Below are 22,885 nucleotides of genomic sequence, written 5' to 3'. Positions count from 1 at the left end.
CCTGAAGTTAGGCGCTAGGCGTGCAGCGCGCGGAAGGCTGGATGGCCGCGGTCTTGGCAACAAGGTCGAGGAAAGTCCGGACTCCTAGAAGAAACGGTGCCGGGTAACGCCCGGGCGGGGTAACCCGACGGAAAGCGCCACAGAAAACAGACCGCCGCTTCGACGGGTCGGGCAACCGATACCACCGGGGAGGTAAGGGTGAAACGGTGCGGTAAGAGCGCACCGCGGAGGTGGTAACATCTCTGGCAAGGCAAGCCCCACCGGGAGCAATGCCAAATAGGGACCGCGCGCCGCGTCTGGCAACAGGCAAGGCGGGGCCACTTCTGCCCCAGCAGGTCCGGGTTGGCAGCTGTAGCTGTGCAGGCAACTGCATGGTCAGAGGAATGGTCATCCCCTGTCGCAAAGCGGGGACAAAATCCGGCTTATAGGCCTTCCGCGCATAATCATGGTCTTTATCCCTGTTCTTCGGGGGCTTGGTCCGGAAAACTTCAATTTTTCCGGTTCGTTTGGGCCATGGGCAGGAAATAGCGGTTGACTCAGGCGCAGGCGTGACTAGAACCCAAAACTCAGGATTTCACGAGCGGTCGATCAGCGGCCTGCTCGTCGTTGCAGGAGAACGACTATGGCGAAGCCAACCACGATCAAGATCCGTCTGAACTCGTCCGCGGGCACAGGCCATTTCTACGTAACCAAGAAAAACGCACGTACCATGACCGAGAAAATGGTCATCAAAAAGTACGACCCCGTTATTCGTAAGCACGTTGAATACAAAGAAGGCAAGATCAAGTAAGATCTTACCGTCGACGCGATATGAAGGCCGCGCCTCGTGCGCGGCCTTTTGCGTTTTTCTACCTCGGACATGGGAACAGCCCTGCTGTCGCGGCTGAGTACCGGATGTGATCGCAAGGAGACGGGCAATGCCCAAAGAAGGCCATTACATCAACCGGAGCAACTGGTTGCGCGCCGCTGTACTGGGGGCGAATGACGGGATTGTTTCCATCTCTAGCCTTCTGGTCGGCGTTACCTCGGCGGGGATGGCGACCGGAAATGTCGCCCTGACCGGTTTCGCCGGATTGACCGCGGGCGCACTGTCCATGGCCGCGGGGGAGTATGTCTCTGTCTCGGCGCAGGCCGATGTGGAAGCCGCCGATCTGGAGCGTGAGCGTATCGCGCTGGAGGAAGACCCGGACTACGAGCTGGAAGAGCTTGCCGAAGGGTTGGAGAACCGCGGCGTCGATGCCGCGCTCGCCGTCAAGGTTGCCACGCAGATGACCGACCACGACGCTCTTGGTGCGCATGCGCGCGAGGAGCTCGGTATGTTTGGCCTGGCAGGGCAAGCGAATCCGCTGCAGGCCGCCGGGGCCTCCGCGCTCGCCTTCGCTCTGGGTGGGGCCTTTCCGTTGATCGCAGCACTTGTCGCCCCTGCCGGGTACGCTTTGATCGCGATTGCCGTGACCGCTGTGCTCGCTCTGGCACTGCTTGGCGGTGGCGGTGCGCGGCTTGGCGGTGCGCCCATGCGCTCGGCGATTATTCGTGCGGTGGTCTGGGGCGCGCTTGCGATGGCCGTGACCGCTGCGTTGGGGCAAGCCTTCCACGTTGCGGTTTAGCTTGGTCGGGGGTGAGCTGGCACCTAAGCTGAGACCTTTGAAATCACCACTTCAGTGAATATTTCGAGAGGAGGTTCGCTCCTCTGCGGATGTGCCTTTCTGTGCGCCCGGCTGGAAGACGTACAGTCGCAAGGTCGTGTCGGCACGCTTGTAGAGCCGAATGTCACTGAACAGACTGCTTAGATGGATCGCAGTTAAGCGGAAGCGTCGCGGGCAGATTAGGTAGTCGGGCCGACGGTTGTGATAGCGCCTAGGGCAAAAGAAAGCGCCCACCGAACGGATGTCGATGGGCGCTCGTTCTTAGGTATTTCCCCGCGTCGTGGGGCAGTCTGTTATTCGCGGTTGCCGAACAATTGCAGCAACATCATGAACATGTTGATGAAGTTCAGGTACAGGCTCAATGCGCCCATGATACCGGACTTCTGCAGCCATTCTTGGTCACCGTGATGTGCGTGCGCCAAGTAAGTGTTCTTGATGTTCTGCGTGTCATAGGCGGTGAGGCCAGCGAAAATCAGAACGCCGATAGCCGAGATCGCGAACACAAGGGCAGGGGAGGCGAGGAAGATATTCACGATCGACGCAACAACCAGGCCGATGACGCCCATGATCAGGAAGCTACCCCAGCCGGAGATATCCTTTTTCGTGGTGTAGCCCCAAAGCGACAGCCCCGCGAAAGCGATCGAGGTGATCAAGAAAATCTGGATGATGGAATAACCCGTAAAGACCAGAAAGATCGAGCTGATCGAAACGCCCATGACGGCAGCGAAAACATAGAACAATGTCTGCGCAGTCGCGGCCGAGATTTTATTCATCGCGGCACCCAAGCCGAAGACAAACGCCAAAGGTGCAAACATCACAACCCATTTCAGCGGCGACATATACAGCGCAGAGCCGAAGGAAGTCAGGTACTTGTCCGTGCCAATCTGCGCAACCGCGCCGGAAGGATCGGTCGTCACGGCCAAGCCGGAAATGGCCCAAGCCGCTGCAAAGGTGATCAACATGCCAATCGACATGGTGCCATACACCTTATTCATATGGGTGCGCAGCCCTTCATCGATAGCGGCGGCGCGGGATCCGGCCGCAGACCGGATTGTGTTCACGTCGGCCATGAATATCCTCCAAATAATAGACGTGTTGCAAAGTCGGTTCTCCGACCTCGGTATTGGGTCAAATATCGGCACACACGTCTTTGTTTTCAAGAGCTTTCGCATCCAATTCTAGCGCAGCGGGCACTATTGGCGTTTTGCTTTGCCAAATGTGGCGCAACATAGGCATTTCTACCGTCGAAACACGCAGCCTTTCGGTTGCACATCTGCGTGTCCGTGATGAATGAGCTAAAGAAGGGATATGAAGATTTGCCTAACGCGTTTGCGAATTTTGCGTCGCGGCGCTTTGCTGCGTCGTTCTCGCGGCTCTGAACGGTATTTTAAGGTTTAGACTGCAAGCCTTTTGCCCATGAAAAAGATGATTCTTCCCCGCGACGGGCGCAATTGTGCCGTAACGTTTTCGTTATTAGCGCTAATCAGGCGGTATTCGGGTGCCGTGAGCAAAACATCGCGCACCCGCGCAGAATGTAGTGGCGAAGCTGACGGGCGGGGCTATCTTACTGACAAATATGGTATTCTTGAGCGTGAGAGGAGCGGGTCTCAATGTGTTGGAAATGCTGACACACAGCATTGCGGCGAATTTATGGTGCTCGGCTCAGGTAAAAAGTTTTGCGAGTTCCCGAACGCTTGCTACGTTCAGTTCGCGTATAAGGGGTATTTTTCTCGCAGAAACAACGCTTGATTAAGTGCTGGCGCTGATTGGAATGATAACTGAACGTATGTCCATTTTCATTTTATTTGCGCATAGTGAGTATATTTGCAAGTAGCACGTTTTGTCGGAAATGACCACGTGAATTGGTCACTTCCTCTCCACAAATACAAGCGTCGAAATTATGGGCGCTGAGTTAGAAAGAAGATCGTGATGCCTCATAAAGTAGATGTTCATGTTGGTCAGCGAATACGGCAGCGCCGTTGGCTGACAGGCATGACACAGCAGCGCTTAGCAGAACTTGTTGGCATAAAATTCCAGCAAATCCAAAAGTATGAAACCGGTGCAAACCGTGTCAGCGCGTCCAGACTTTGGGACATCGCCTTTGCCCTGAACGTGGACGTTTCGCATTTCTTTGAAGGTCTGGAAGCCGAAAAACCGCAGCCCGAAAAGGCCTTGGACAATATCCCCGCGGATCTGAGCGGCGATAAAGAGGCGATGGATTTGATCCGCTCTTACTATGCGATCCCCGAAAACCAGCGTCGCCGCCTGTTCGAACTGGCGCGTGTCCTCAGTGATGTGGCTTAACCTTTAGCGGGAAGTGTTATCTTGCAAGGATCTGGCGAAAGTGTCAGATCGGTAGCTATGATACCAAATATGCACTCCGATCCCGATATATTGCGTGTGGGCCATTTGCTGGCGGACGCCGCCCGTGCCGCGATACTTCCCCATTTTCGTCAAGCAGATCTGATTGCGGACAACAAATTCCAGTCGGGCTATGATCCCGTCACAGAAGCCGATCGTGCGGCCGAACGGGCCATGCGCGATATCTTGGCGCGCGAACGCCCCAACGACGCCATCCTGGGCGAAGAATATGGTATCGCGGAAGGGACGTCCGGGCTCACCTGGGTTTTGGACCCCATTGACGGCACGCGGGGTTTTGTCTCCGGCACGCCGACCTGGGGCGTGTTGATCGCGGTCAGCAATGCGGATGGGCCGTTTTTCGGGATCATCGACCAGCCCTATATTCGCGAGCGTTTTGTTGGGCACAGCGGCCAAGCAGAGGTGTCGGGCCCGTCTGGCGTTCATCCGCTGCGGACGCGTGGGGCGCGTGCACTTTCACAGGCGACCGTTTTCACTACTTTTCCAGAAGTCGGGACGACATCCGAAGGGGCCGCCTTTGCCGAGGTGGCGCGACACGCGCGTTTGGCGCGCTTTGGGATGGATTGCTATGCTTATGCTTTGGTGGCCTCGGGGCAGGTCGATCTGGTCATCGAAGCGGGCCTGCAACCCTATGATATTCAAGCACCAATCGCCCTTGTCCATGCCGCCGGTGGCATCGTTACCGACTGGGATGGCGGCCCCGCCCATCATGGGGGACGCGCTATCGCGGCGGCCAATGCCGATATTCACGCCGAAGCTTTAGAGTTTGTTAGGAATTGTCCGATATGACCGAACTGCTGATACGCAACGCTGATTGTCTTTTGACGATGGATGAGACGCGGCGCGAATTGGTATCGGCTGATGTTTTGCTGCGCGATGGGGTTGTCGTGGCGGTGGGACAAAACCTGACAACTGAAGGGGAGGTGATAGAAGCATCAGGGTGCGTTGTGACGCCAGGGTTGGTGAACACCCATCACCACCTTTATCAGAGTCTGACGCGGGCGGTGCCGGGGGGGCAGGACGCGCTGCTGTTTGGCTGGCTTAAAACGCTTTATCCGATCTGGGCGCGGTTTACGCCGGATCACATGTATGTCTCGGCTCAGGTGGGGTTGGCAGAGCTTGCCTTGTCCGGCTGCACCTTAAGCTCGGACCACCTGTATATGTATCCGAACGGCAGCCGGTTGGAGGATACAATACACGCCGCTGCAGAGATCGGGGTGCGGTTTCAGCCCACGCGCGGCGCGATGAGCATCGGGGAAAGCGACGGTGGGTTGCCACCTGACGCTTTGGTGGAACGCGAGGCTGCGATACTGGAGGATTGCATTCGTGTGATCGACGGTTTTCACGACCCATCGGCCTCTTCCATGTGTCGGGTTGGCATCGCGCCCTGTTCGCCCTTCTCGGTAAGTCGGGACCTGATGCGGGACGCAGCGCTGTTGGCGCGGGACAAAGGCGTGATGCTGCATACGCATCTTGCCGAGAACGAGGAGGATATCGCCTATTCATTAGCGCAATTCGGCTGTCGTCCGGGTCAATATGCACAAGATCTGGGCTGGGTCGGGCCCGATGTCTGGCATGCCCATTGCGTGAAGCTCGACCCGAGCGAGATCGCGTTATTCGCACAGACCAAGACTGGCGTTGCACATTGCCCCTGTTCGAATTGCCGCTTGGGCTCGGGGATCGCGCCCCTTCGTGCGATGCGAGATGCCGGAGTTCCCGTAGGGCTCGGGGTCGATGGATCCGCAAGCAATGACGCCGGTAATCTTGTCGCAGAGGCACGGCAGGCGATGCTTTTGCAGCGCGTTGCCGGCGGGGCGGATGCGATGAGCGCACGCGAAGCGCTCGAGATTGCCACGCGCGGCGGTGCAGACATCCTGGGCCGGCCCGAATGCGGGCGGATCGAGGTGGGGGCGCGGGCAGACATCGCCATCTGGGACGTGAGCGGGATTGAAAGCGCCGGGAGCTGGGATCCTGCGGCACTGTTGCTTGCGGGGCCGACAACGGTCCGCGATTTGCTTGTTGAAGGGCGCGGCGTCGTGCGGGATGGGCAGGTCGTGACCATAGATTTGCCCGCGCAGATCGCGCAACAAAACAAGCTCGCGCGGGCGCTGCGGGACGCGATATAAACACGCATAGCTCTATCTCGGGAGGAGGTAGAGGCGCGGGTAGCGCGAAAGCGGGGGGAGTTGACGGTATGAATATTCTGCGAAAGCTGGCTTTGGCCGTGGCTCTGATGATTGCCGCGATATCGCCTTTGCGCGCCGACCCACAGGCGGTTCAGATGTTGAATGCCATGCGCGCGCAGCAGGGGGTGGCCCCGCTGTCCTATGCACCACGGCTAGAGGCCGCCGCACGGGCACATGCGCTGGATATGGCGCGGCACGGATATTTCGCGCACACGGGGCGCGATGGGGCTGGTGTCGGCGATCGGGTGCGGGCGCAGGGCTATCGCTGGTGCTATGTGGCCGAGAATCTTGCCAAGGGGCAGGGGGATCTGACGCAGGTCATGCGGGGATGGGCGCAATCGGCGCCGCATTACCGCAATATGATGAGCCGGAATGCCACGGGTTTTGGCCTGTTTCAGGGGCCGGACCGGATTTGGGCAATGGTTCTGGCCGCACCCTGTTAGGATGGGCCCGAAGCCGTCTCGCAAGGCGCGCCTGCGGGACGCGCCGCGGGGAGTTTAAAGGCAAAATGAAGGAGGCTGGCGTCAGCCTCGGCGCACCCCGTTGACCCAGACGTCGCTGATGGCGCGGTCGTCGCCCATCATGATTGTGGCGAAAAGCTGATCCCATATGCTGTGCGCATTGTCGCTGCGCTGCTTGATCGCGGGGGTGGAGGCGAGGTCGAGCACGGTGATGTCGGCCTCGAAGCCTTCGGCGAGTGTGCCGATCTTTTCGTGCAGATGCAGGCTGCGGGCAGAGCCGGCGGTGGCAAGCCACATCAACTGCGCCGCATGGGTGGGGGTGCCGCGCAACTGGCCGATCTCATAGGCCGCAGCCATTGTGCGCAGCATCGAGAAGGACGATCCGCCGCCGGTGTCCGTGGCCAAGCCAATCGGAATCTGGCGCGCGGCGATATGCGCCATGTCGAACAGTCCCGATCCGATGAAGGTGTTCGAGGTAGGACAATGCACCACCGATGCGCCGCTGTCCGCAAGGCGGTCGATCTCGCGCGGGGTCAGGTGGATGGCATGGCCAAAGACGGCGCGATCGCGCACCAGCCCGTGTTCCTCGTAGGTGTCCAGATAATCGCGGGCGTGGGGCACAAGGTCTTGGACCCAAGCAATCTCGTCGATCTGTTCGCTCAGGTGCGTCTGCATCAGGCAGTCGGGACGCTCCGTCCAGAGCGCACCCAGGGCCGCGAGTTGTTCCGGCGTCGAGGTCGGGGTGAAACGGGGCGTAATCGCATAGCTGGCGCGGCCTTTGCCGTGCCAGCGGTCGATCAGCATCTTGCTGTCGTCATAGGCCGATTGCGCCGTATCGCGCAGCCCGTCGGGGGCGTTGCGGTCCATGCAGGTCTTGCCCGCCACGATCCGCTGACCACGCTCTGCTGCCGCGTCGAATATCGCGTCGACGCTGGTGGGGGCGATGGTGGCGAAAGAGCAGACAGTGGTCGTGCCGTTGGCCAGCGTCAGATCCAGATAGCGCCCGGCGATGTCGCGGGCATAGGCGGGGTCTGACAGGCGCATTTCCTCGGGGAAGGTATAGCTGTTGAGCCAGTCGATCAGCCGTTTACCCCAGCTCGCGATGATGGCGGTCTGCGGATAATGCACATGGGCATCCACAAACCCCGGGCAGATCAGCCGGTCGCCATAGTCCTGCACCGTCGCCTGCGGGTGCGCCTTGCGCAGGTCGTCGGCGCGGCCCACGGCCTTGATCTGCGCGCCTTCAATCAGCACGCCACTGTCGCTGTCGATATGAACCGTCTCCTCCCACGGGTCAGAGAGGGGATTGCCCGTAAACCGGAGCGTTTGGCCGAGGAGGAGTGTTTGTGTTTTCATGCCGCCTGTCTAACCGCAGCCCGCCGTGCCGACAATCCGATAGCGCAGGGTTCCGCGCCATTGTATCCGCGCTGTGGCACGCTTATGGTCTGCGCAAAATCGCAAGTGGGGGCAGCCATGGTTGACGACGCACAGGAACTTGAACTCTCCCCCGACGCCGAGGATGAAGGCGAGGCATATCGGCTGAACAAGAAGGCCGTGGCGTCCATTCTCTATGCGGTGGAAATCGATGACGCCGCCAAGCTGACAGAGCTGATGGAGCCGCTGCACGCGGCCGACATCGCCGACCTTCTGGAACAGATCAGCGCCTTTGAACGGACCAAGCTGATCCGGCTGTATGACCGCGAGTTCGATGGCGAGATTCTGTCGGAGCTCGACGAATCGATCCGCGAGGAAGTCGTTGCGATCCTGACGCCCGAGGTGCTGTCGGACGCCGTGCGCGACATGGACAGCGATGATGTTGTCGATCTGATCGAAGACCTTGAGGATGCGCAGGCCGAGACCATTCTGGGTGCTCTGGAAGATGCCGACCGGGTCGCTGTCGAACAGGCGCTGACCTATCCCGAATATTCTGCTGGTCGTTTGATGCAGCGCGAAGTCGTGATGGCCCCCGAACACTGGACCGTGGGCGAGGCGATTGATCACCTGCGCGCCACGCCCGAGGAAGACCTGCCGGACCAGTTCTATCACATTGTCATGGTCGATCCGCGGTTGCACCCTGTGGGCAATGTCACCCTTGGCAAGCTGATGCGGTCCAAACGCGCCACCCCCATGCGCGACATTTTGGAGGATACGTTTCAGGTCATTCCCGCTCTGCGCGACGAGGGCGATGTCGCCTATGCGTTCAACCAGTATCACCTGATCTCCGCGCCCGTTGTCGATGACGAGGGGCGTTTGATCGGGGTGATCACCATTGATGACGCCATGTCGGTGCTGGACGAGGAACACGAAGAAGACATCCTGCGTCTGGCCGGTGTTGGCGAAGGGTCGCTGTCTGACCGTGTGATCGAGACGACCAAGCAGCGGTTGCCCTGGCTGGCGGTGAACCTGGTGACGGCCATCGCGGCCTCTATGGTGATTTCGCAGTTCGAGGCAGCGATCGCGCAGATCGTTGCGTTGGCGGTGTTGATGCCCATCGTGGCCTCAATGGGGGGTAATGCCGGGACGCAAAGTCTGACCGTGGCCGTGCGCGCCATCGCGACCCGGGATTTGACCGGATCGAACGTCTGGCGCGTGATCCGGCGTGAATGTCTTGTGGGGCTGGTGAATGGCCTGATTTTCGCGATCATCATGGGGATCGTCGGCATCCTGTGGTTCGGGTCACCCGCGCTTGGCTATGTGATCGCGACGGCGATGGTGATCAATATGGTCGTGGCAGGGCTTGCGGGGACGGGCATCCCGATCCTGCTGGAACGTTTCGGCGTGGATCCGGCTCTTGCCTCTGGTGCTTTTGTGACGACGGTGACGGATGTCGTAGGCTTCTTCGCCTTTCTGGGGCTGGCGGCGGCGGTCTTGCTGTGATGGATATGGCGGCGGTCAAGGCGGCAGCGCGCAAGGCGGCCTTTGCCCGGCGCAAGCCGCTGTTTGATGGTGCCAACGCCGCGCAAGCCGGCTATCTGAGCGAAGTGCTCGCGGGGTATCGCGGCGTCCCGCTGTCCGGTTTTCTACCCATACGCACAGAGATTGACCCGCGCCCCGCCATGGCCGAGGCGGCGGCCCATGGCCCCGTGGGCGTGCCGGTGATCATGGGCGCAGCGCAGCCTTTGCGGTTTTCGCGCTGGACCCCGGATACCCCGTTGGTGGACGGTGCCTTTGGCGCTCAGATCCCCGCAGTCGAGGATTTCTTTGACCCTGAAATCGTGATCGTACCCCTGCTGGCGTTCAACCGCGCTGGTGGGCGTCTGGGGTATGGCGGCGGGTTTTATGACCGCACGCTGGAACAGTTGCGTGCGCGGCGAGCGACCTTGGCGATCGGTTTTGCCTTTGCCGGGCAAGAGGTTGACGATCTGCCACTTGAACCCACCGACCAGCCCCTTGATCTGATCGTGACAGAGACGGGCGTGATCGAGATCGCCTAGGCGCGCCCGCACCCCGCGCGCAAAAACCGCAGCTCCGCCCCTTGCCCTCGGGCGCTGCGCAGCCTAACGCTTGGGGCATGAAAATACTCTTTCTCGGCGATGTCATGGGCCGCGCGGGCCGCCGCGCAATAAGCGAAAACCTTCCCCGTTTGCGGACGGAATGGAAGCTGGATTTTGTGGTGGTGAACGGTGAAAACGCCACCTCTGGCATGGGGCTGTCTGGCAGCCACGCCAAAACGCTGCTGGACGCAGGGGCCGATTGTCTGACCCTGGGCGACCACGCCTTTGACCAAAAAGACATGCTGAGCTTTATCGAGCAGGAGCCACGTGTCATCCGGCCGCTGAATTTTTCGAAAAACGCACCGGGCAAGGGCGCGCGTCTGTTCACCGCCAAGAACGGGCGCAAGGTGCTGGTCACCCAAGCGCTTGGTCAGGTCTTCATGAAACGCCCCTTTGACGATCCGTTCTCGGCGCTTGAGCCTGTGCTCAAGACCCACCCTCTGGGCGGCATGGCATCGGCGGTGATTGTCGATATGCACTGCGAGGCGACTTCGGAAAAGATGGCGATGGGGCATTGGTGTGATGGTCGCGCCAGCCTTGTTGTGGGCACGCATACCCATGTGCCCACGTCTGACGCGATGATCCTGCCGGGCGGGACGGCCTATCTGACAGATGCAGGCATGAGCGGCGATTACCATTCGGTGATCGGCATGGAGAAAACAGAGCCTTTGCGCCGCTTCATCACCGGTATGCCCAAAGACCGCTTCACCCCCGCCAACGAAGAAGCGACCCTATCCGGCGTCTATATCGAAACCGACGACCGCACCGGCAAAGCGACCCGTATCGTGCCCGTGCGTCAGGGCGGCAAGCTGCAGCAAAGCGCGCCCTGACCGCGTTGCGGCTGGCTCGCTCTAGACCCGTATCCGGAATAGCGCAGGGCAGGCGCATCTGACGCTTGCCCCAAGGCGACGCTTGCCGTGGACGTTGCAATCAACGACACTGCAGTCTGATTTTCATCTGCCCAAGGCCGGATATACCTGAATGGACTTTCTAAACCTGTCGGATAGCACCTCTGCCATCCTGGCATTGACCGTCGTTGTGATCATGTTCGTCATGTTCCTGCGCGAATCCCTCCCGACCGAGGTCGTGGCCCTGTCAGGGGCGGCCATCATGCTGGCGCTTGGCATCTTGCCCTATGACGATGCGCAGGCGGTGCTGCAGAACTCTGCCCCCTGGACCATTGCCGCGATGTTCATCGTGATGGGCGCGCTGGTGCGCACGGGCGCGCTGGATGTGCTGACGCGCATGGCCGAACGCTATGCCAAGACGCATCCGAAAACGGCGGTGGTGGGCGTGATCGTGGCCGTCATGGCGGCCTCGGCGGTGATGAACAACACGCCCGTGGTGGTGGTGATGATTCCGGTCGTGGTGCAGCTCAGCCAGACGCTTGGCACCAAAGCCTCCAAACTGCTGATCCCGCTGAGCTATGCGGCGATCATGGGCGGCTCCCTGACGCTGATCGGGACCTCGACCAACCTTCTGGTGGACGGTGTCGCACGGTCGCAAGGGCTGGAGCCGTTTGGCATTTTCGAAATCCTGCCCATCGGTCTGGTCGTCTGCGCCTGGGGCCTGATCTATATGGCCGTCTTCGCGCCCAAACTGCTGCCCGCGCGCGACAGTATGGCGAATATGCTGTCGGACCGCTCCAAGATGAAGTTCTTCACCGAAGCCGTGATCCCGCCCGACTCCAACCTGATCGGGCGCGAGGTGCTTGACGTGCAACTGTTCAAACGCGAAGGCGTGCGGCTGATCGACGTGGTGCGCGGCGATCAATCGTTGCGCCGCGATCTGGCCAGTGTCGAACTGCGGGTCGGCGACCGTGTGGTGCTACGCACCCAGATGACGGAACTGCTCAGCCTTCAGGCCAATAAAGAGCTCAAGCGCGTCGATCAGGTCTCGGCGGTGGAAACCTCGACCGTAGAGGTGCTGATCACGCCGGGCTGCAAGATGGTGGGCCGCACCCTCGGCGCGCTGCGTCTGCGCCGGCGCTATGGGGTGTACCCTTTGGCGGTACACCGGCGGAACCAGAACATCGGTCGCCAGCTTGACGACCTCATCGTCAAGGTCGGTGACACGCTGCTGCTAGAAGGCGCGATGGAGGATATCCAGCGCCTTGCCTCGGATATGGATATGGTCGACGTCTCGCAGCCGTCGGCACGGGCCTTCCGGCGGGGGCACGCCCCGATCGCCATCGCGGCGCTGGTGGGGATCGTGGTCTTGGCCGCGCTGAATGTCGCGCCGATCTTGCTGCTGGCGGTGCTGGCCGTGGCGTTGGTCCTGGTCACGGGCTGTATCGACGCGGAAGAGGCCTTCAGCTTTGTCGATGGCCGTCTGCTGGCGCTGATCTTCTCGATGCTTGCGGTCGGGGCAGGGTTGCAAAATTCCGGCGCGATCAGCCTGATCGTCGACAATATCGCACCCTTCCTCGGGACGCTGTCGCCCTTCTATGTGATCTTCGCGGTGTTCCTGCTGACGACAACCCTGACCGAGATCGTGTCGAACAACGCGGTGGCCGTGATCATGACACCGATTGCCATCAGCCTCGGGTCCGCACTTGGCATGGACCCGCGCCCCTTGGTCGTGGCGGTGATGATCGCGGCGTCTTGCGCCTTTGCCACCCCCATCGGCTACCAGACCAACACGCTGGTCTATGGGCCGGGCGGCTACCGTTTCACCGACTTCATGCGCATCGGCATTCCGCTCAACCTGTCGATGTCGCTGCTCGTCTCCATGATGATCCCGCTCTTCTGGTAGCGCCGACCCCGCGCTTCCAAATGGCAAAAATCCCGGGGGTCCGGGGGCTGGCCCCCGGCTCCTTTCCTTGGCTCTGCCTCTAAAGCGGCCAGAAGACCAGAATAGCCGGAATGGATACCGCGACGACGATGATCTCAAGCGGCAGCCCCATGCGCCAGTAATCGCCAAAGCTATAGCCCCCGGGACCAAGGATCAGCGTGTTGTTCTTATGCCCGATGGGCGTCAGGAATGCGCTTGATGCGGCGACGGCGACCGCCATCAGGAACGGGTCGGGAGAGACATCAAGGCTTGCCGCCATCTGGATGCCCACGGGGGCGGCGACGATGGTGGTGGCGGTGTTATTCAGCACATCCGACAGGGTCATGGTGACCAGCATCAGCACCGTCAGCACCACCCATGCGGGCAGCCCTTGGGTCAATCCGACAAGCGCGCCGGCAATCAGCTCCGTCCCGCCAGAGCTTTCGAGCGCTGCCCCCAGCGGGATCATAGACCCCAGCAAGACGACGACCGGCCATTCGATATGGGTGTACAGCTCCGACAGCGGGACGATCCGCGCCAGCACATAGGCGATGACGACCAGCCCCAGGGCGACGGGCAGGTAGATCAACCCAAAGCTCGCCGCCGTGACCGCGCCGCCAAACAGGCCGATGGCCAGCCAGACCTTGTGGTTTTCGGTCACCGCCAACCCGCGGTCAGCAAGGGGCAGCACGCCCAGCCATTCGACCACATGGGACGCGGTATCGCGGGGCACGAGCAGCAGCAGAATATCCCCCACCTGCAGCTCGGTCTTACGCAATTGCGAGGTGATGCGTTTGCCGCGCCGCGATACCCCCAGCAGCACGGAGCGCTGCCGCCACGACAGGCCGACCGCCTGAGCCGACCGGCCGTTCAGTCGGGAATCGCTGGTGACCACGACCTCGATGATCTCGACCCCTTCGCCATCGGCGCGCAGGCGGTCTTCGCGGTCGGCGTCGGCGACATGCAGGTCCAGCGTGCTGCGGAATTCGTCCAGCGCATCGGGCGTCGCCTCAAGCACCAGCGCGTCGCCTGCGCGCAGGGGCAGGTTGCGGGATTGGCCGTAGCGGCGCTTGCCGTCCCGGATCACCCCCAGCATGGCGACATCGGCCTTCTCGGCAGCGTCCTGAAGCTCTGCCAGACGTTTACCGATCTGGGCATTGCCTTCGGGAATTGTCAGCTCTGCCAGATAGGGGGACAGGTCTTCGGGGCCCAGCACGTTGTTCTCGCGCTGCGGGATAAAACGCCAGCCGATCAGCGCCACAAAGGCCAGCCCCGCCGCCGCTGCAATCCCGCCCACAGGGGCGAAATCGAACATGCGAAACGGTTCGCCAAGGGATTCCTGTCGGATCGAGGCGATGATGATATTGGGCGGCGTCCCGATCAGCGTCGCCATGCCGCCAAGGATCGTGGCAAAGCTCAGCGGCATCAGGCTCAACCCCGGGGATCGACCCGCTTTACGGGCGGTCTGGATGTCGACCGGCATCAGCAGCGCGAGGGCCGCGACGTTGTTCATGAAGGCTGACAGCACCCCGCCGATGACCCCCATCAGCGTGATATGCCCGCCAAGGCTACGCGAGGCATCGACTAGCGTGCGGGTGATCAGCAACACCGCGCCAGACCGCGTCAGCCCCGCCGATACGATCAGCACTAGCGCGACCACCAGCGTCGCAGGGTGACCAAAGCCCGCAAAGGCATCCTTGCTGTCGACCACACCCAGGACCACGGCAACCATCAGCGCGGCAAAGGCGACAAGGTCATAGCGGAACCGCCCCCACAAGAGCATGCCAAACACGGCGGCAAACAGGGTGAACAGGATGATTTGATCGGTGGTCATGTGGGCGTACCTTGCGTGAACTGCGACCAAAGCCCTAGCAGCCGCCCGCGCGCCTGTCTGCCCCAAACCCGGCCATACCGCCCGCGTGCGCGGTCGTGCGCGGTGACTTGTTCAGGCGCGTGGGCTGCCGTATAGAGAGCCAACCGAGAATTTTAGCATGTGAGGTCACCATGGCAGGTCACTCAAAATGGGCAAATATCCAGCACCGTAAGGGCCGTCAGGACAAACTGCGCGCCAAGGTGTTTTCCAAGCTCTCCAAAGAAATCACCATCGCGGCGAAGATGGGCGAACCCGATCCGGACAAGAACCCGCGTCTGCGTCTGGCGGTGAAAGAGGCCAAGGGTCAGTCCATGCCCAAGGACAACATCGAACGCGCGATCAAGAAAGCCGTCGGCGGCGAGGGCGAGGATTACGAAGAAATCCGCTATGAAGGCTACGGCCCCAATGGTGTTGCCGTCATCGTCGAGGCGATGACCGACAACCGCAACCGCACCGCGTCGACCGTGCGGTCCACCTTCACCAAGAACGGTGGCAATCTGGGCGAGACAGGCAGCGTCGGCTTCATGTTCGACCGTAAGGGCGAAATCACCTATCCCGCCAGCGTTGGCGATGCCGACACCGTCATGATGGCCGCTATCGAAGCCGGTGCGGAAGACGTCGAAAGCTCGGACGACGGGCATGTGATCTGGTGCATGGATACCGACCTGAACGATGTCAGCACCGCGCTGGAGGCCGAGTTGGGCGAATCCGACAGCACCAAGCTGGTCTGGCGTCCGACCACCACGACCGAAATGGATCTGGAAGGGATGGAAAAGCTGATGAAGCTGATCGACGCCCTGGAAGACGACGACGACGTGCAGCGGGTCACCGCGAACTTCGAAGCCTCTGACGAGGTGATGGAGCAGCTGTAGAGTTTACGCCCCGCCAGCGACCCATGTCGCGGCGGGGCTTTGCTTTGGCGGGGGCGGGTGTGTCACACCTCCGCGAGACACAAAAAAACCGCCCCTGGCTTAGCTGCGGGGCGGTTTTTTTGTGTCAGCGTTTGGGGCCGAATTTATCCCAAAAGGCGCGCCATGCGAAAAAGACCACCCCAGGCCGGTTTGGTCGTGGTGTCGCGCACGCGCTGCTGCGAGATAGAGGCGAGGACGCGTTTGACCTCGTTCAGGTGCCCCAAGGCCTTTGATCCGCCTGCGCTTGCCTGAACGCTCAGGATCTTGGACTGTGTGTGCAGGGCTGCTTCGATAAGCGCCAATTCATCTTGGCTGATTTCCAGCTTCTGTTTGTCGTCGAACATGACATTATTCCTTGGTTGTATGCGGGTCAGATAGGCGCTGTATCTGTGGTTCGCTAGTAGTAACGGGCCCAATCACGCAAATGTTTCGCGGCCGCAACAATAAAGTTGGGGTTGCAGGGGATGAAAATTTATTTTTGGGTGGGGTCCGGCGGTGCATCTTGCCCGAGACCGGCCCAGATTCCCGACGGAGCTTTTGACATATGACCGCCTTCTTTCCCGGCTTTGCTTTGGGCCTGACCTTGATTCTGGCTATCGGGGCGCAGAACGCCTTTGTCTTGCGCCAAGGCTTGCGGTTGCAGCATGTCTTTTGGGTCTGCCTGACCTGCGCCTTGTCGGATGCCGTGCTGATCGCCGCAGGGGTGGCGGGGTTCGGTGCGCTGGCAACGGCGGTGCCGTGGTTCGAAACACTGATGCGCTACGGCGGGGCGGCGTTCCTGATCTGGTACGGTTTCCAGAACGCGCGATCGGCTTGGCAGGGTGGCCATGCGCTGGCCGCTGACGGGGCCGCGCAAACCAGCCTGCGCCGCACGATCCTGACCCTGCTCGCGCTGACCTGGCTGAACCCGCATGTCTATCTAGATACCGTCGTGCTGCTGGGGTCCATCGCCGCGCAATATGAAAGCCGCCTTGCCTTCGGGGCAGGTGCGGTCACGGCGAGCTTTGTTTTCTTTTTCAGCCTGGGCTATGGCGCGCGCCTGTTGGGGCCGTTCTTCAGCAAGCCGCGCAGCTGGCAAATTCTGGATGGTGTGATTGCGCTGACCATGTGGGCGATTGCTTTGAAACTTCTGCTGATGTGACCTTGCCCTTGGGGAAGGGTTGGGGAATGTTGCGCCCATGACAACTGCACATCCCCAACGCCCCGTCACCGGTATCTTCTGGATGGTCGTGACCGGCCTGTGTTTCATTTGCGTGACCGCCTTGGTCAAACATATGGGCCCGCGCCTGCCGTCCTCCGAAGCTGCTTTTATCCGTTATGGCTTTGGCTTGGTGTTCCTGCTGCCCGCGATTGGCGCGCTGCGCGAGGCGAAGCTGTCGCGCCGCCAATGGGCGCTTTTCTCGGTACGCGGCGGGCTGCATGGGGTGGGCGTTATCCTGTGGTTCTACGCCATGACCCGTATCTCTATCGCCGAGGTGACAGCGATGAACTATCTTGCGCCGATCTATGTCACCATCGGGGCCGCGCTGTTTCTGGGCGAGAGCTTGGCCCTGCGCCGGATCATTGCGGTCGTGCTGGGGCTGGTCGGGGCCGCGATCATCCTGCGACCGGGGTTTCGAGAGCTGACCGGCGGGCATTTCGCGATGCTGATCGCGGCGGTGGTGTTTGGCGGGGCCTATTTGCTGGCCAAAGTGCTTGCGGATGAGGTGCGCCCGTCGGTCGTCGTCGCGATGATGTCGCTGTTCGTGACGCTGTTTCTGGCCCCCTTCGCGCTTGCCAACTGGATCACACCCACGTGGGAGGAGATCGGAATCCTCGCCGCTGTCGCCTGTTTTGCAACCGCAGGCCACTACACCATGACGCTTGCCTTTGCCGCGGCACCGCTGACGGTGACCCAGCCGGTGACCTTCCTGCAACTGGTTTGGGCCACGGCGCTAGGTGCTGTCGTTTTTGCTGAACCCATTGATATCTGGGTCGTTCTTGGCGGGGCGGTGATCCTTGGGTCGGTGACCTTTATCACATGGCGCGAGGCGATGCTGAAACGCCAGATCACCCCCGCCACGCCGGCGACGAAATTCTAGCAACACCGCCGGCTGGAAAATGACTAAACCCTGAGTTGATCCGCTCTCAGGTTTTTATTGACTTGTCAGTCAATGAACGTAGGTTTGATGGCCAGACGCTATCAAACCACTAAGGATTCTTTATGCCCAAAGTCGGAATGGAGCCTATTCGCCGCGACGCCTTGGTCAAAGCGACGATTGCCGAAATCGGTGCTGCCCAGTCACTGGATGTGACGGTCGGCCAGATCGCGCGCCGCGCGGGGATGTCCTCGGCGCTGGCGCATCACTATTTTGGTGGCAAGGACCAGATCTTTCTGGCGGCCATGCGCTATATCCTGACGGAATACAGCGCCGAGGTCCGCCGCGAGCTGCGTCTGAACAAATCTCCGCTGGGACGGGCCGAGGCGATCATCCGCGCGAGCTTTGACGAAAGCTATTTCGATCCGGCAACGGTCAGCGCCTGGATGACGCTCTATGCCTCCTCGCGGACCAATACCGAAACCTACCGTTTGCTGGTGGTGTATCAAAAGCGGCTGCGGTCGAACCTGACCTATGCGCTGCGCCCGATCTCGGATGATCCGGCAGGGGATGCCGATACGCTGGCCGCCCTGATCGACGGGCTTTACCTGCGCGCCGCCTTGTCGGACGAGGGCAGCGCCCGCGCCGCCAGTGACCGCGCCTTGTCGGTGCTTCATATGCTTGTGGAGACCAAAGAATGACCCAGCCCAATATTCTGATCCTGATGGTCGACCAGTTGAACGGCACGCTGTTTCCCGACGGCCCAGCTGACTGGCTGCATGCCCCGAACCTCAAAAAGCTGGCGGCGCGGTCGACGCGGTTCAAGAACGCCTATACCGCCAGCCCGCTGTGCGCGCCGGGGCGGGCGGCGTTCATGTCGGGGCAACTTCCGTCGGCTACGGGCGTCTATGACAACGCGGCAGAGTTCGCGTCAAGCGTGCCCACCTACGCCCACCATCTGCGGCGTGCGGGCTATCAGACCTGCCTGTCGGGCAAGATGCATTTCGTCGGCCCCGATCAGCTGCACGGGTTCGAGGAACGCCTGACCACCGATATCTACCCCGCCGATTTCGGCTGGACGCCGGACTACCGCAAGCCGGGGGAACGCATTGACTGGTGGTATCACAATATGGGGTCGGTGACCGGCGCAGGTGTGGCGGAAACCAGCAACCAGATGGAATATGACGACGCCGTGGCCTATGAGGCGACGCGCAAGATTTACGACCTGTCACGCGGTCTGGATCCGCGCCCGTGGTGTCTGACCGCCAGCTTTACGCACCCCCATGACCCCTATGTCGCACGCAAGAAATACTGGGATCTGTATAACGATTGCGACCACCTGCTGCCCGAGGTGCCGGATCTGGGGTATGAAAATCAGGACAACCATTCGAAACGTATCTTTGACGCGAACGATTGGCGCAGTTTCGACATCACCGAACGCGACATCAAACGTTCGCGTCAGGCTTACTTTGCCAACATCAGCTATCTTGACGACAAGATCGGTGAGATCCTGCAAACGCTAGAAGACACGCGCCAAGAGGCGATCATCGTCTTCTGCTCGGACCACGGCGATATGCTGGGCGAGCGGGGGCTCTGGTTCAAGATGAGCTTTTTTGAAGGGTCGTCCCGCGTCCCGATGATGATCGCCGCCCCGCAGATGGCACCCGGTTTGCAGACCACGCCGGTCAGCAATATCGACGTGTGCCCCACCGTCTGTGATCTGGCAGGCGTGTCCATGGACGAGGTGATGGAATGGACCACGGGGCAATCGCTGGTGCCCATGGGGCAGGGGGTGGAACGCACCGAACCCGTTGCGATGGAATACGCGGCAGAGGCGTCTTACGCGCCGATGGTGTCACTGCGTTACGGCAAGTGGAAGTTCAACCGCTGCGCCCTTGATCCTGACCAACTGTTCGATCTGGAAACCGATCCGCACGAGCTGACCAACCTTGCCGAAGAACCTGCCCATCAGGGCACGCGGCTGACCCTGTCGGCCAAGGCCGACGCCCGTTGGGATCTGGCCGCCTTCGATGCCGATGTGCGCAAAAGCCAGGCCCGCCGCTGGGTCGTCTACGAGGCGCTGCGCAAGGGCGGGTACTATCCGTGGGATCACCAGCCGCTGCGCAATGCGTCAGAGCAATACATGCGCAACCACATGGATCTGAACGTGCTGGAAGAGAATAAACGTTTTCCGCGCGGCGAATAGAACGACTGCCCAAGGGGTGCGGGCAACCAAACCAATAATGCACCCCCAACACGGAGGGACACAATGTTAACGACCATCATTTCGTTCGGGGTCATACTGGCTTTGGGCTTAACAATTTTCTGTACGATCAAGTGGTGGAACCTGCCGCTGACCGGCGTGACGCCGGTGCCGCTGTTCACCTTTATCGCGATCCTCTTCACGTCGGGGCTGGATGTGGGGCTGATCATGTTCCCGCTGGCCTTCGACTTCCCGCTTTATGCGGATACGGCGACCGAGCCGGCCTATGGGTTCACCAACCCGCTGGCGCTTGAATTCGGCTTCTGGGGCTTTCTGATCTGGACGTTCTACTTCCTGACGACCTTCTATTTCTGCGCCATCGAGCCGCGGGTGAAGTTCTTTGAAATCCCCGCGATCAAACTGCTGAACAACATCGTGATCATCACCACCTGCGCCTTCACCGGTGCGTTGTTCCTGATCTATATGCCCTATTACATCGCCGAGGTCGGCGACGGAGAGACGATCCTGCCGGTCTTCTACCTGATCTGCTTCCTCGTGATCCTGATTGCGGCCTTCAGCTCCACCGATCTGAAGTTCGTGCGTGTGCTGTCGGTCAGCTCGACCCTGCTGTTTCTGGCGTTGATCGCTTACATGTGGCTGAATGCCGGCATGGGATTGGGCGAATTTGCCTCTAGCGCCAGCAACCTTGGCGGCTATTTCGCGAATATCCACAAGTTCATCATCCCGCTGACGGATTACCACGAATTCTACCTGTTCTGGTGGTTCGCCTGGTCGATCATGATCGGGCAGTTCGTCAGCCGCTTTGTCGGCGGGCTGAAGACATGGCAACTGCTGGCGTCCTTGCTGGTATTCCCGTCGATCCCCTTGGGGTTGTGGTTCTCGGTGCTGTATTACTACCACCTGAACGGCATCGGCACCGCGGGCTTCCCGAATTGGGCCATGACCATCGTGGGTATCGTGTTCGTGATCAACTCTTTCGACAGTCTGATCCGGCTTTATACCGACAACCTCAACTTCACGACCGAACGCTTTGGCACCGTGTCTTACGTGCTGGCCAACGCCATCGGCCTGTTTGTGCTGACCCTGCTGTTCCAAAGCCAATGGCTGCAGATCCAGTGGGTCGGGACCATCGTGATCGGCATCTACCTGCTGGCGCTTGGCTATATGTTCTTTGTCAAACGCCGTCACCTGCACGGGCTGGATGGCAACGCCAATATCCCGGCCGAATAACCCTTAAACCTAAGCGGCCCCGCCATACGGGCGGGGCCCAACCGAAAAGAGAGACCTATGCAAACGCAACCCATCGCCAGCCATTTCATCAACGGCGAATATGTCGAAGATACCAACGGCACCCCGATCGAGGTGATCTATCCGGCCACGGGCGAGGTCATCGCGACCGTCTATGCCGCCACGCCGGAAATCGTCGAGAAAGCCATCACCGCCGCGCGGGACGCGCAGGCTGCTTGGGCCGCGATGACCGGCACCGAACGGGGCCGTATCCTGCGCCGCGCCGCCGACATCATGCGCGAACGCAATCACGATCTGTCGATCCTCGAGACGTATGACACCGGCAAACCCTATCAGGAAACCTCGGTTGCGGATGCGACCAGCGGTGCGGATGCGCTGGAATATTTCGGCGGTCTGGCGGCCTCGTTGACGGGGGAGCATATCCAGCTGGGCGAAGACTGGGTCTATACCCGCCGCGAACCGCTGGGTGTATGTGTCGGCATCGGCGCATGGAACTATCCGACGCAGATCGCCTGCTGGAAAGGCGCACCGGCGCTGGCCTGTGGGAACTCGATCATCTTCAAACCGTCCGAGACGACGCCGCTTTGCGCGCTGAAAGTCGCGGAAATTCTGGTAGAGGCAGGGCTGCCCGCTGGTCTTTACAACGTTGTGCAGGGCATGGGCGAAGTGGGGGCGTCCCTTGTGACCGACCCGCGCGTCGACAAAGTCTCGCTCACCGGTTCTGTGCCCACAGGCCGCAAGGTCTATGCCGCGGCCGCGGAAGGCATCAAACATGTCACGATGGAACTGGGCGGCAAGTCCCCCATGATCGTGTTCGAGGACGCCGATATCGAAAACGCCATCAGCGGCGCGATCTTGGGCAATTTCTACAGCTCGGGCCAGATCTGTTCAAACGGCACCCGCGTCTTCGTGCACCGCGACATCAAAGAGGCGTTCCTGAAACGCTTGGCCGAACGTCTGGACACCGCCGTGATCGGCGACCCGATGGACCCTGACACCAGCTTTGGCCCGATGGTGTCAAAACGTCAGATGGAGATCGCGCTTGGCTATGTCGAAAAGGGCAAGGCCGAAGGCGCGCGTCTGGTCTATGGCGGGGCAGCAATCGACCGCGACGGATTTTACATGCAGCCCACCGTCTTTGCCGATGTGACCGACGACATGTCCATCGCCCGCGAAGAGATTTTCGGGCCGGTCATGTCGGTGCTGGATTTCGAGACCGAGGCAGAGGTGATGGCCCGCGCCAATGCGACCGAATTCGGTCTGGCCGCCGGTGTGTTCACCAAAGACCTGTCGCGCGCGCACCGCGTCGCGGCAGGGTTCGAGGCGGGCACCTGCTATATCAACACCTATAACGACGCCCCGGTAGAGGCCCCCTTTGGAGGCATGAAAAATTCGGGCGTGGGGCGCGAGAACTCCAAGGCGGCGATTGATCACTATAGCCAGCTGAAAACCGTCTATGTGCGCATGGGCGATATGGAAGCGCCTTTCTAGGGCGCTGATCCAATGCTGCGCTGACGCGCATGCGATAGATGGGCGCGCATCCGGCCCAAGCTTTCCTTCGGCAACAAAGGGGGCTTGGGCACGACGTGCGGGAATATGCTGAGAGGTGCTTG

21 protein-coding genes and 1 other RNA gene are annotated in these 22,885 nt (G+C 60.7%); 18 read left to right on the top strand and 4 right to left on the bottom strand.

Going from position 1 to position 22,885, the window contains the following annotated elements:
- Window positions 1-29: 29 nt before the first annotated feature.
- The 3 genes from rnpB to IV89_RS12040 all read left to right on the top strand — a co-directional run bounded on the left by rnpB (window position 30) and on the right by IV89_RS12040 (window position 1,607).
- An RNA gene (gene rnpB, locus IV89_RS12050) (RNase P RNA component class A) lies at window positions 30-441 on the top strand.
- A gap of 181 nt (window positions 442-622) precedes the next feature.
- On the top strand, window positions 623-790 hold the full coding sequence (gene rpmG / locus IV89_RS12045; protein WP_005852281.1) for a 50S ribosomal protein L33: 168 nt from the start codon (window positions 623-625) through the stop codon (window positions 788-790).
- Between the two features lie 127 nt (window positions 791-917).
- On the top strand, window positions 918-1,607 hold the full coding sequence (locus IV89_RS12040) for a VIT1/CCC1 transporter family protein (RefSeq protein ID WP_009826483.1): 690 nt from the start codon (window positions 918-920) through the stop codon (window positions 1,605-1,607).
- Window positions 1,608-1,939: 332 nt separating this feature from the next.
- Here IV89_RS12040 and IV89_RS12035 read toward each other — a convergent pair whose 3' ends face one another.
- Window positions 1,940-2,716, bottom strand: a complete 777-nt coding sequence (locus tag IV89_RS12035) for a Bax inhibitor-1/YccA family protein (protein ID WP_005852283.1) — start codon at window positions 2,714-2,716, stop codon at window positions 1,940-1,942.
- An 859-nt stretch (window positions 2,717-3,575) separates the two neighbouring features.
- Here IV89_RS12035 and IV89_RS12030 point away from each other — a divergent pair.
- From IV89_RS12030 to IV89_RS12015, 4 genes are all read left to right on the top strand, one after another.
- Window positions 3,576-3,950: a helix-turn-helix transcriptional regulator gene (locus IV89_RS12030; RefSeq protein ID WP_005852284.1), complete on the top strand. Its 375-nt coding sequence runs from the start codon at window positions 3,576-3,578 to the stop codon at window positions 3,948-3,950.
- Window positions 3,951-4,019: 69 nt separating this feature from the next.
- Window positions 4,020-4,814, top strand: coding sequence for a histidinol-phosphatase (hisN, locus tag IV89_RS12025; protein WP_037944969.1), 795 nt, complete (start codon window positions 4,020-4,022; stop codon window positions 4,812-4,814).
- Window positions 4,811-6,151, top strand: a complete 1,341-nt coding sequence (locus IV89_RS12020; RefSeq protein WP_037943755.1) for an 8-oxoguanine deaminase — start codon at window positions 4,811-4,813, stop codon at window positions 6,149-6,151. Before hisN ends, IV89_RS12020 begins: the two co-directional genes overlap by 4 nt.
- A gap of 68 nt (window positions 6,152-6,219) precedes the next feature.
- Window positions 6,220-6,654 (top strand): CAP domain-containing protein, encoded by a 435-nt coding sequence (locus IV89_RS12015; RefSeq protein ID WP_037943756.1) that lies wholly within the window; start codon window positions 6,220-6,222, stop codon window positions 6,652-6,654.
- An 81-nt stretch (window positions 6,655-6,735) separates the two neighbouring features.
- On the opposite strand, the gene guaD is transcribed toward IV89_RS12015, so the two are convergent.
- On the bottom strand, window positions 6,736-8,028 hold the full coding sequence (gene guaD / locus IV89_RS12010; RefSeq protein ID WP_037943757.1) for a guanine deaminase: 1,293 nt from the start codon (window positions 8,026-8,028) through the stop codon (window positions 6,736-6,738).
- A 117-nt stretch (window positions 8,029-8,145) separates the two neighbouring features.
- On the opposite strand from guaD, the gene mgtE reads away from it, so the two are divergent.
- The 4 genes from mgtE to IV89_RS11990 all read left to right on the top strand — a co-directional run bounded on the left by mgtE (window position 8,146) and on the right by IV89_RS11990 (window position 12,920).
- Window positions 8,146-9,549 (top strand): magnesium transporter, encoded by a 1,404-nt coding sequence (mgtE, locus tag IV89_RS12005; protein ID WP_005852296.1) that lies wholly within the window; start codon window positions 8,146-8,148, stop codon window positions 9,547-9,549.
- Window positions 9,546-10,106: a 5-formyltetrahydrofolate cyclo-ligase gene (locus IV89_RS12000; RefSeq protein WP_037943759.1), complete on the top strand. Its 561-nt coding sequence runs from the start codon at window positions 9,546-9,548 to the stop codon at window positions 10,104-10,106. Before mgtE ends, IV89_RS12000 begins: the two co-directional genes overlap by 4 nt.
- A 77-nt stretch (window positions 10,107-10,183) precedes the next feature.
- The gene (locus IV89_RS11995) at window positions 10,184-10,996 is read left to right on the top strand and encodes a TIGR00282 family metallophosphoesterase (RefSeq protein WP_009826492.1); all 813 of its coding nucleotides are present in this window, start codon (window positions 10,184-10,186) and stop codon (window positions 10,994-10,996) included.
- A 151-nt stretch (window positions 10,997-11,147) separates the two neighbouring features.
- The gene (locus tag IV89_RS11990; RefSeq protein ID WP_009826493.1) at window positions 11,148-12,920 is read left to right on the top strand and encodes an SLC13 family permease; all 1,773 of its coding nucleotides are present in this window, start codon (window positions 11,148-11,150) and stop codon (window positions 12,918-12,920) included.
- Between the two features lie 79 nt (window positions 12,921-12,999).
- On the opposite strand, the gene IV89_RS11985 is transcribed toward IV89_RS11990, so the two are convergent.
- On the bottom strand, window positions 13,000-14,772 hold the full coding sequence (locus tag IV89_RS11985; RefSeq protein ID WP_037943760.1) for an SLC13 family permease: 1,773 nt from the start codon (window positions 14,770-14,772) through the stop codon (window positions 13,000-13,002).
- A gap of 170 nt (window positions 14,773-14,942) precedes the next feature.
- On the opposite strand from IV89_RS11985, the gene IV89_RS11980 reads away from it, so the two are divergent.
- Window positions 14,943-15,683, top strand: a complete 741-nt coding sequence (locus IV89_RS11980; RefSeq protein WP_005852303.1) for a YebC/PmpR family DNA-binding transcriptional regulator — start codon at window positions 14,943-14,945, stop codon at window positions 15,681-15,683.
- Window positions 15,684-15,826: 143 nt separating this feature from the next.
- Here the strand turns inward: IV89_RS11980 and IV89_RS11975 are convergent, their stop codons facing one another.
- A complete protein-coding gene (locus IV89_RS11975) occupies window positions 15,827-16,066 on the bottom strand; it encodes a hypothetical protein (protein ID WP_009826495.1) in 240 nt (79 codons plus the stop codon).
- Between the two features lie 200 nt (window positions 16,067-16,266).
- Between IV89_RS11975 and IV89_RS11970 the strand changes: the two genes are divergently transcribed.
- The 6 genes from IV89_RS11970 (at window position 16,267) to betB (ending at window position 22,763) form a co-directional block, all read left to right on the top strand.
- Window positions 16,267-16,863 (top strand): LysE/ArgO family amino acid transporter, encoded by a 597-nt coding sequence (locus IV89_RS11970; RefSeq protein ID WP_037943761.1) that lies wholly within the window; start codon window positions 16,267-16,269, stop codon window positions 16,861-16,863.
- Window positions 16,864-16,900: 37 nt separating this feature from the next.
- Window positions 16,901-17,803 (top strand): DMT family transporter, encoded by a 903-nt coding sequence (locus IV89_RS11965; RefSeq protein ID WP_005852306.1) that lies wholly within the window; start codon window positions 16,901-16,903, stop codon window positions 17,801-17,803.
- Window positions 17,804-17,925: 122 nt separating this feature from the next.
- Complete coding sequence (betI, locus tag IV89_RS11960; protein WP_037943764.1) at window positions 17,926-18,501, top strand: transcriptional regulator BetI; 576 nt, start codon at window positions 17,926-17,928, stop codon at window positions 18,499-18,501.
- On the top strand, window positions 18,498-20,006 hold the full coding sequence (gene betC, locus IV89_RS11955) for a choline-sulfatase (RefSeq protein WP_037943766.1): 1,509 nt from the start codon (window positions 18,498-18,500) through the stop codon (window positions 20,004-20,006). The genes betI and betC overlap by 4 nt, the downstream gene beginning before the upstream one ends.
- A gap of 63 nt (window positions 20,007-20,069) precedes the next feature.
- Entirely contained in the window at window positions 20,070-21,254 is a 1,185-nt protein-coding gene (locus IV89_RS11950) for a choline transporter (protein WP_005852309.1), read from the top strand.
- Between the two features lie 57 nt (window positions 21,255-21,311).
- A complete protein-coding gene (betB, locus tag IV89_RS11945) occupies window positions 21,312-22,763 on the top strand; it encodes a betaine-aldehyde dehydrogenase (RefSeq protein WP_005852311.1) in 1,452 nt (483 codons plus the stop codon).
- Window positions 22,764-22,885: the final 122 nt, after the last annotated feature.

This window comes from Sulfitobacter sp. CB2047 (assembly GCF_000735125.2).
GTDB lineage: Bacteria > Pseudomonadota > Alphaproteobacteria > Rhodobacterales > Rhodobacteraceae > Sulfitobacter > Sulfitobacter pontiacus.
This window is presented reverse-complemented; position numbering and strand designations above follow the sequence as displayed.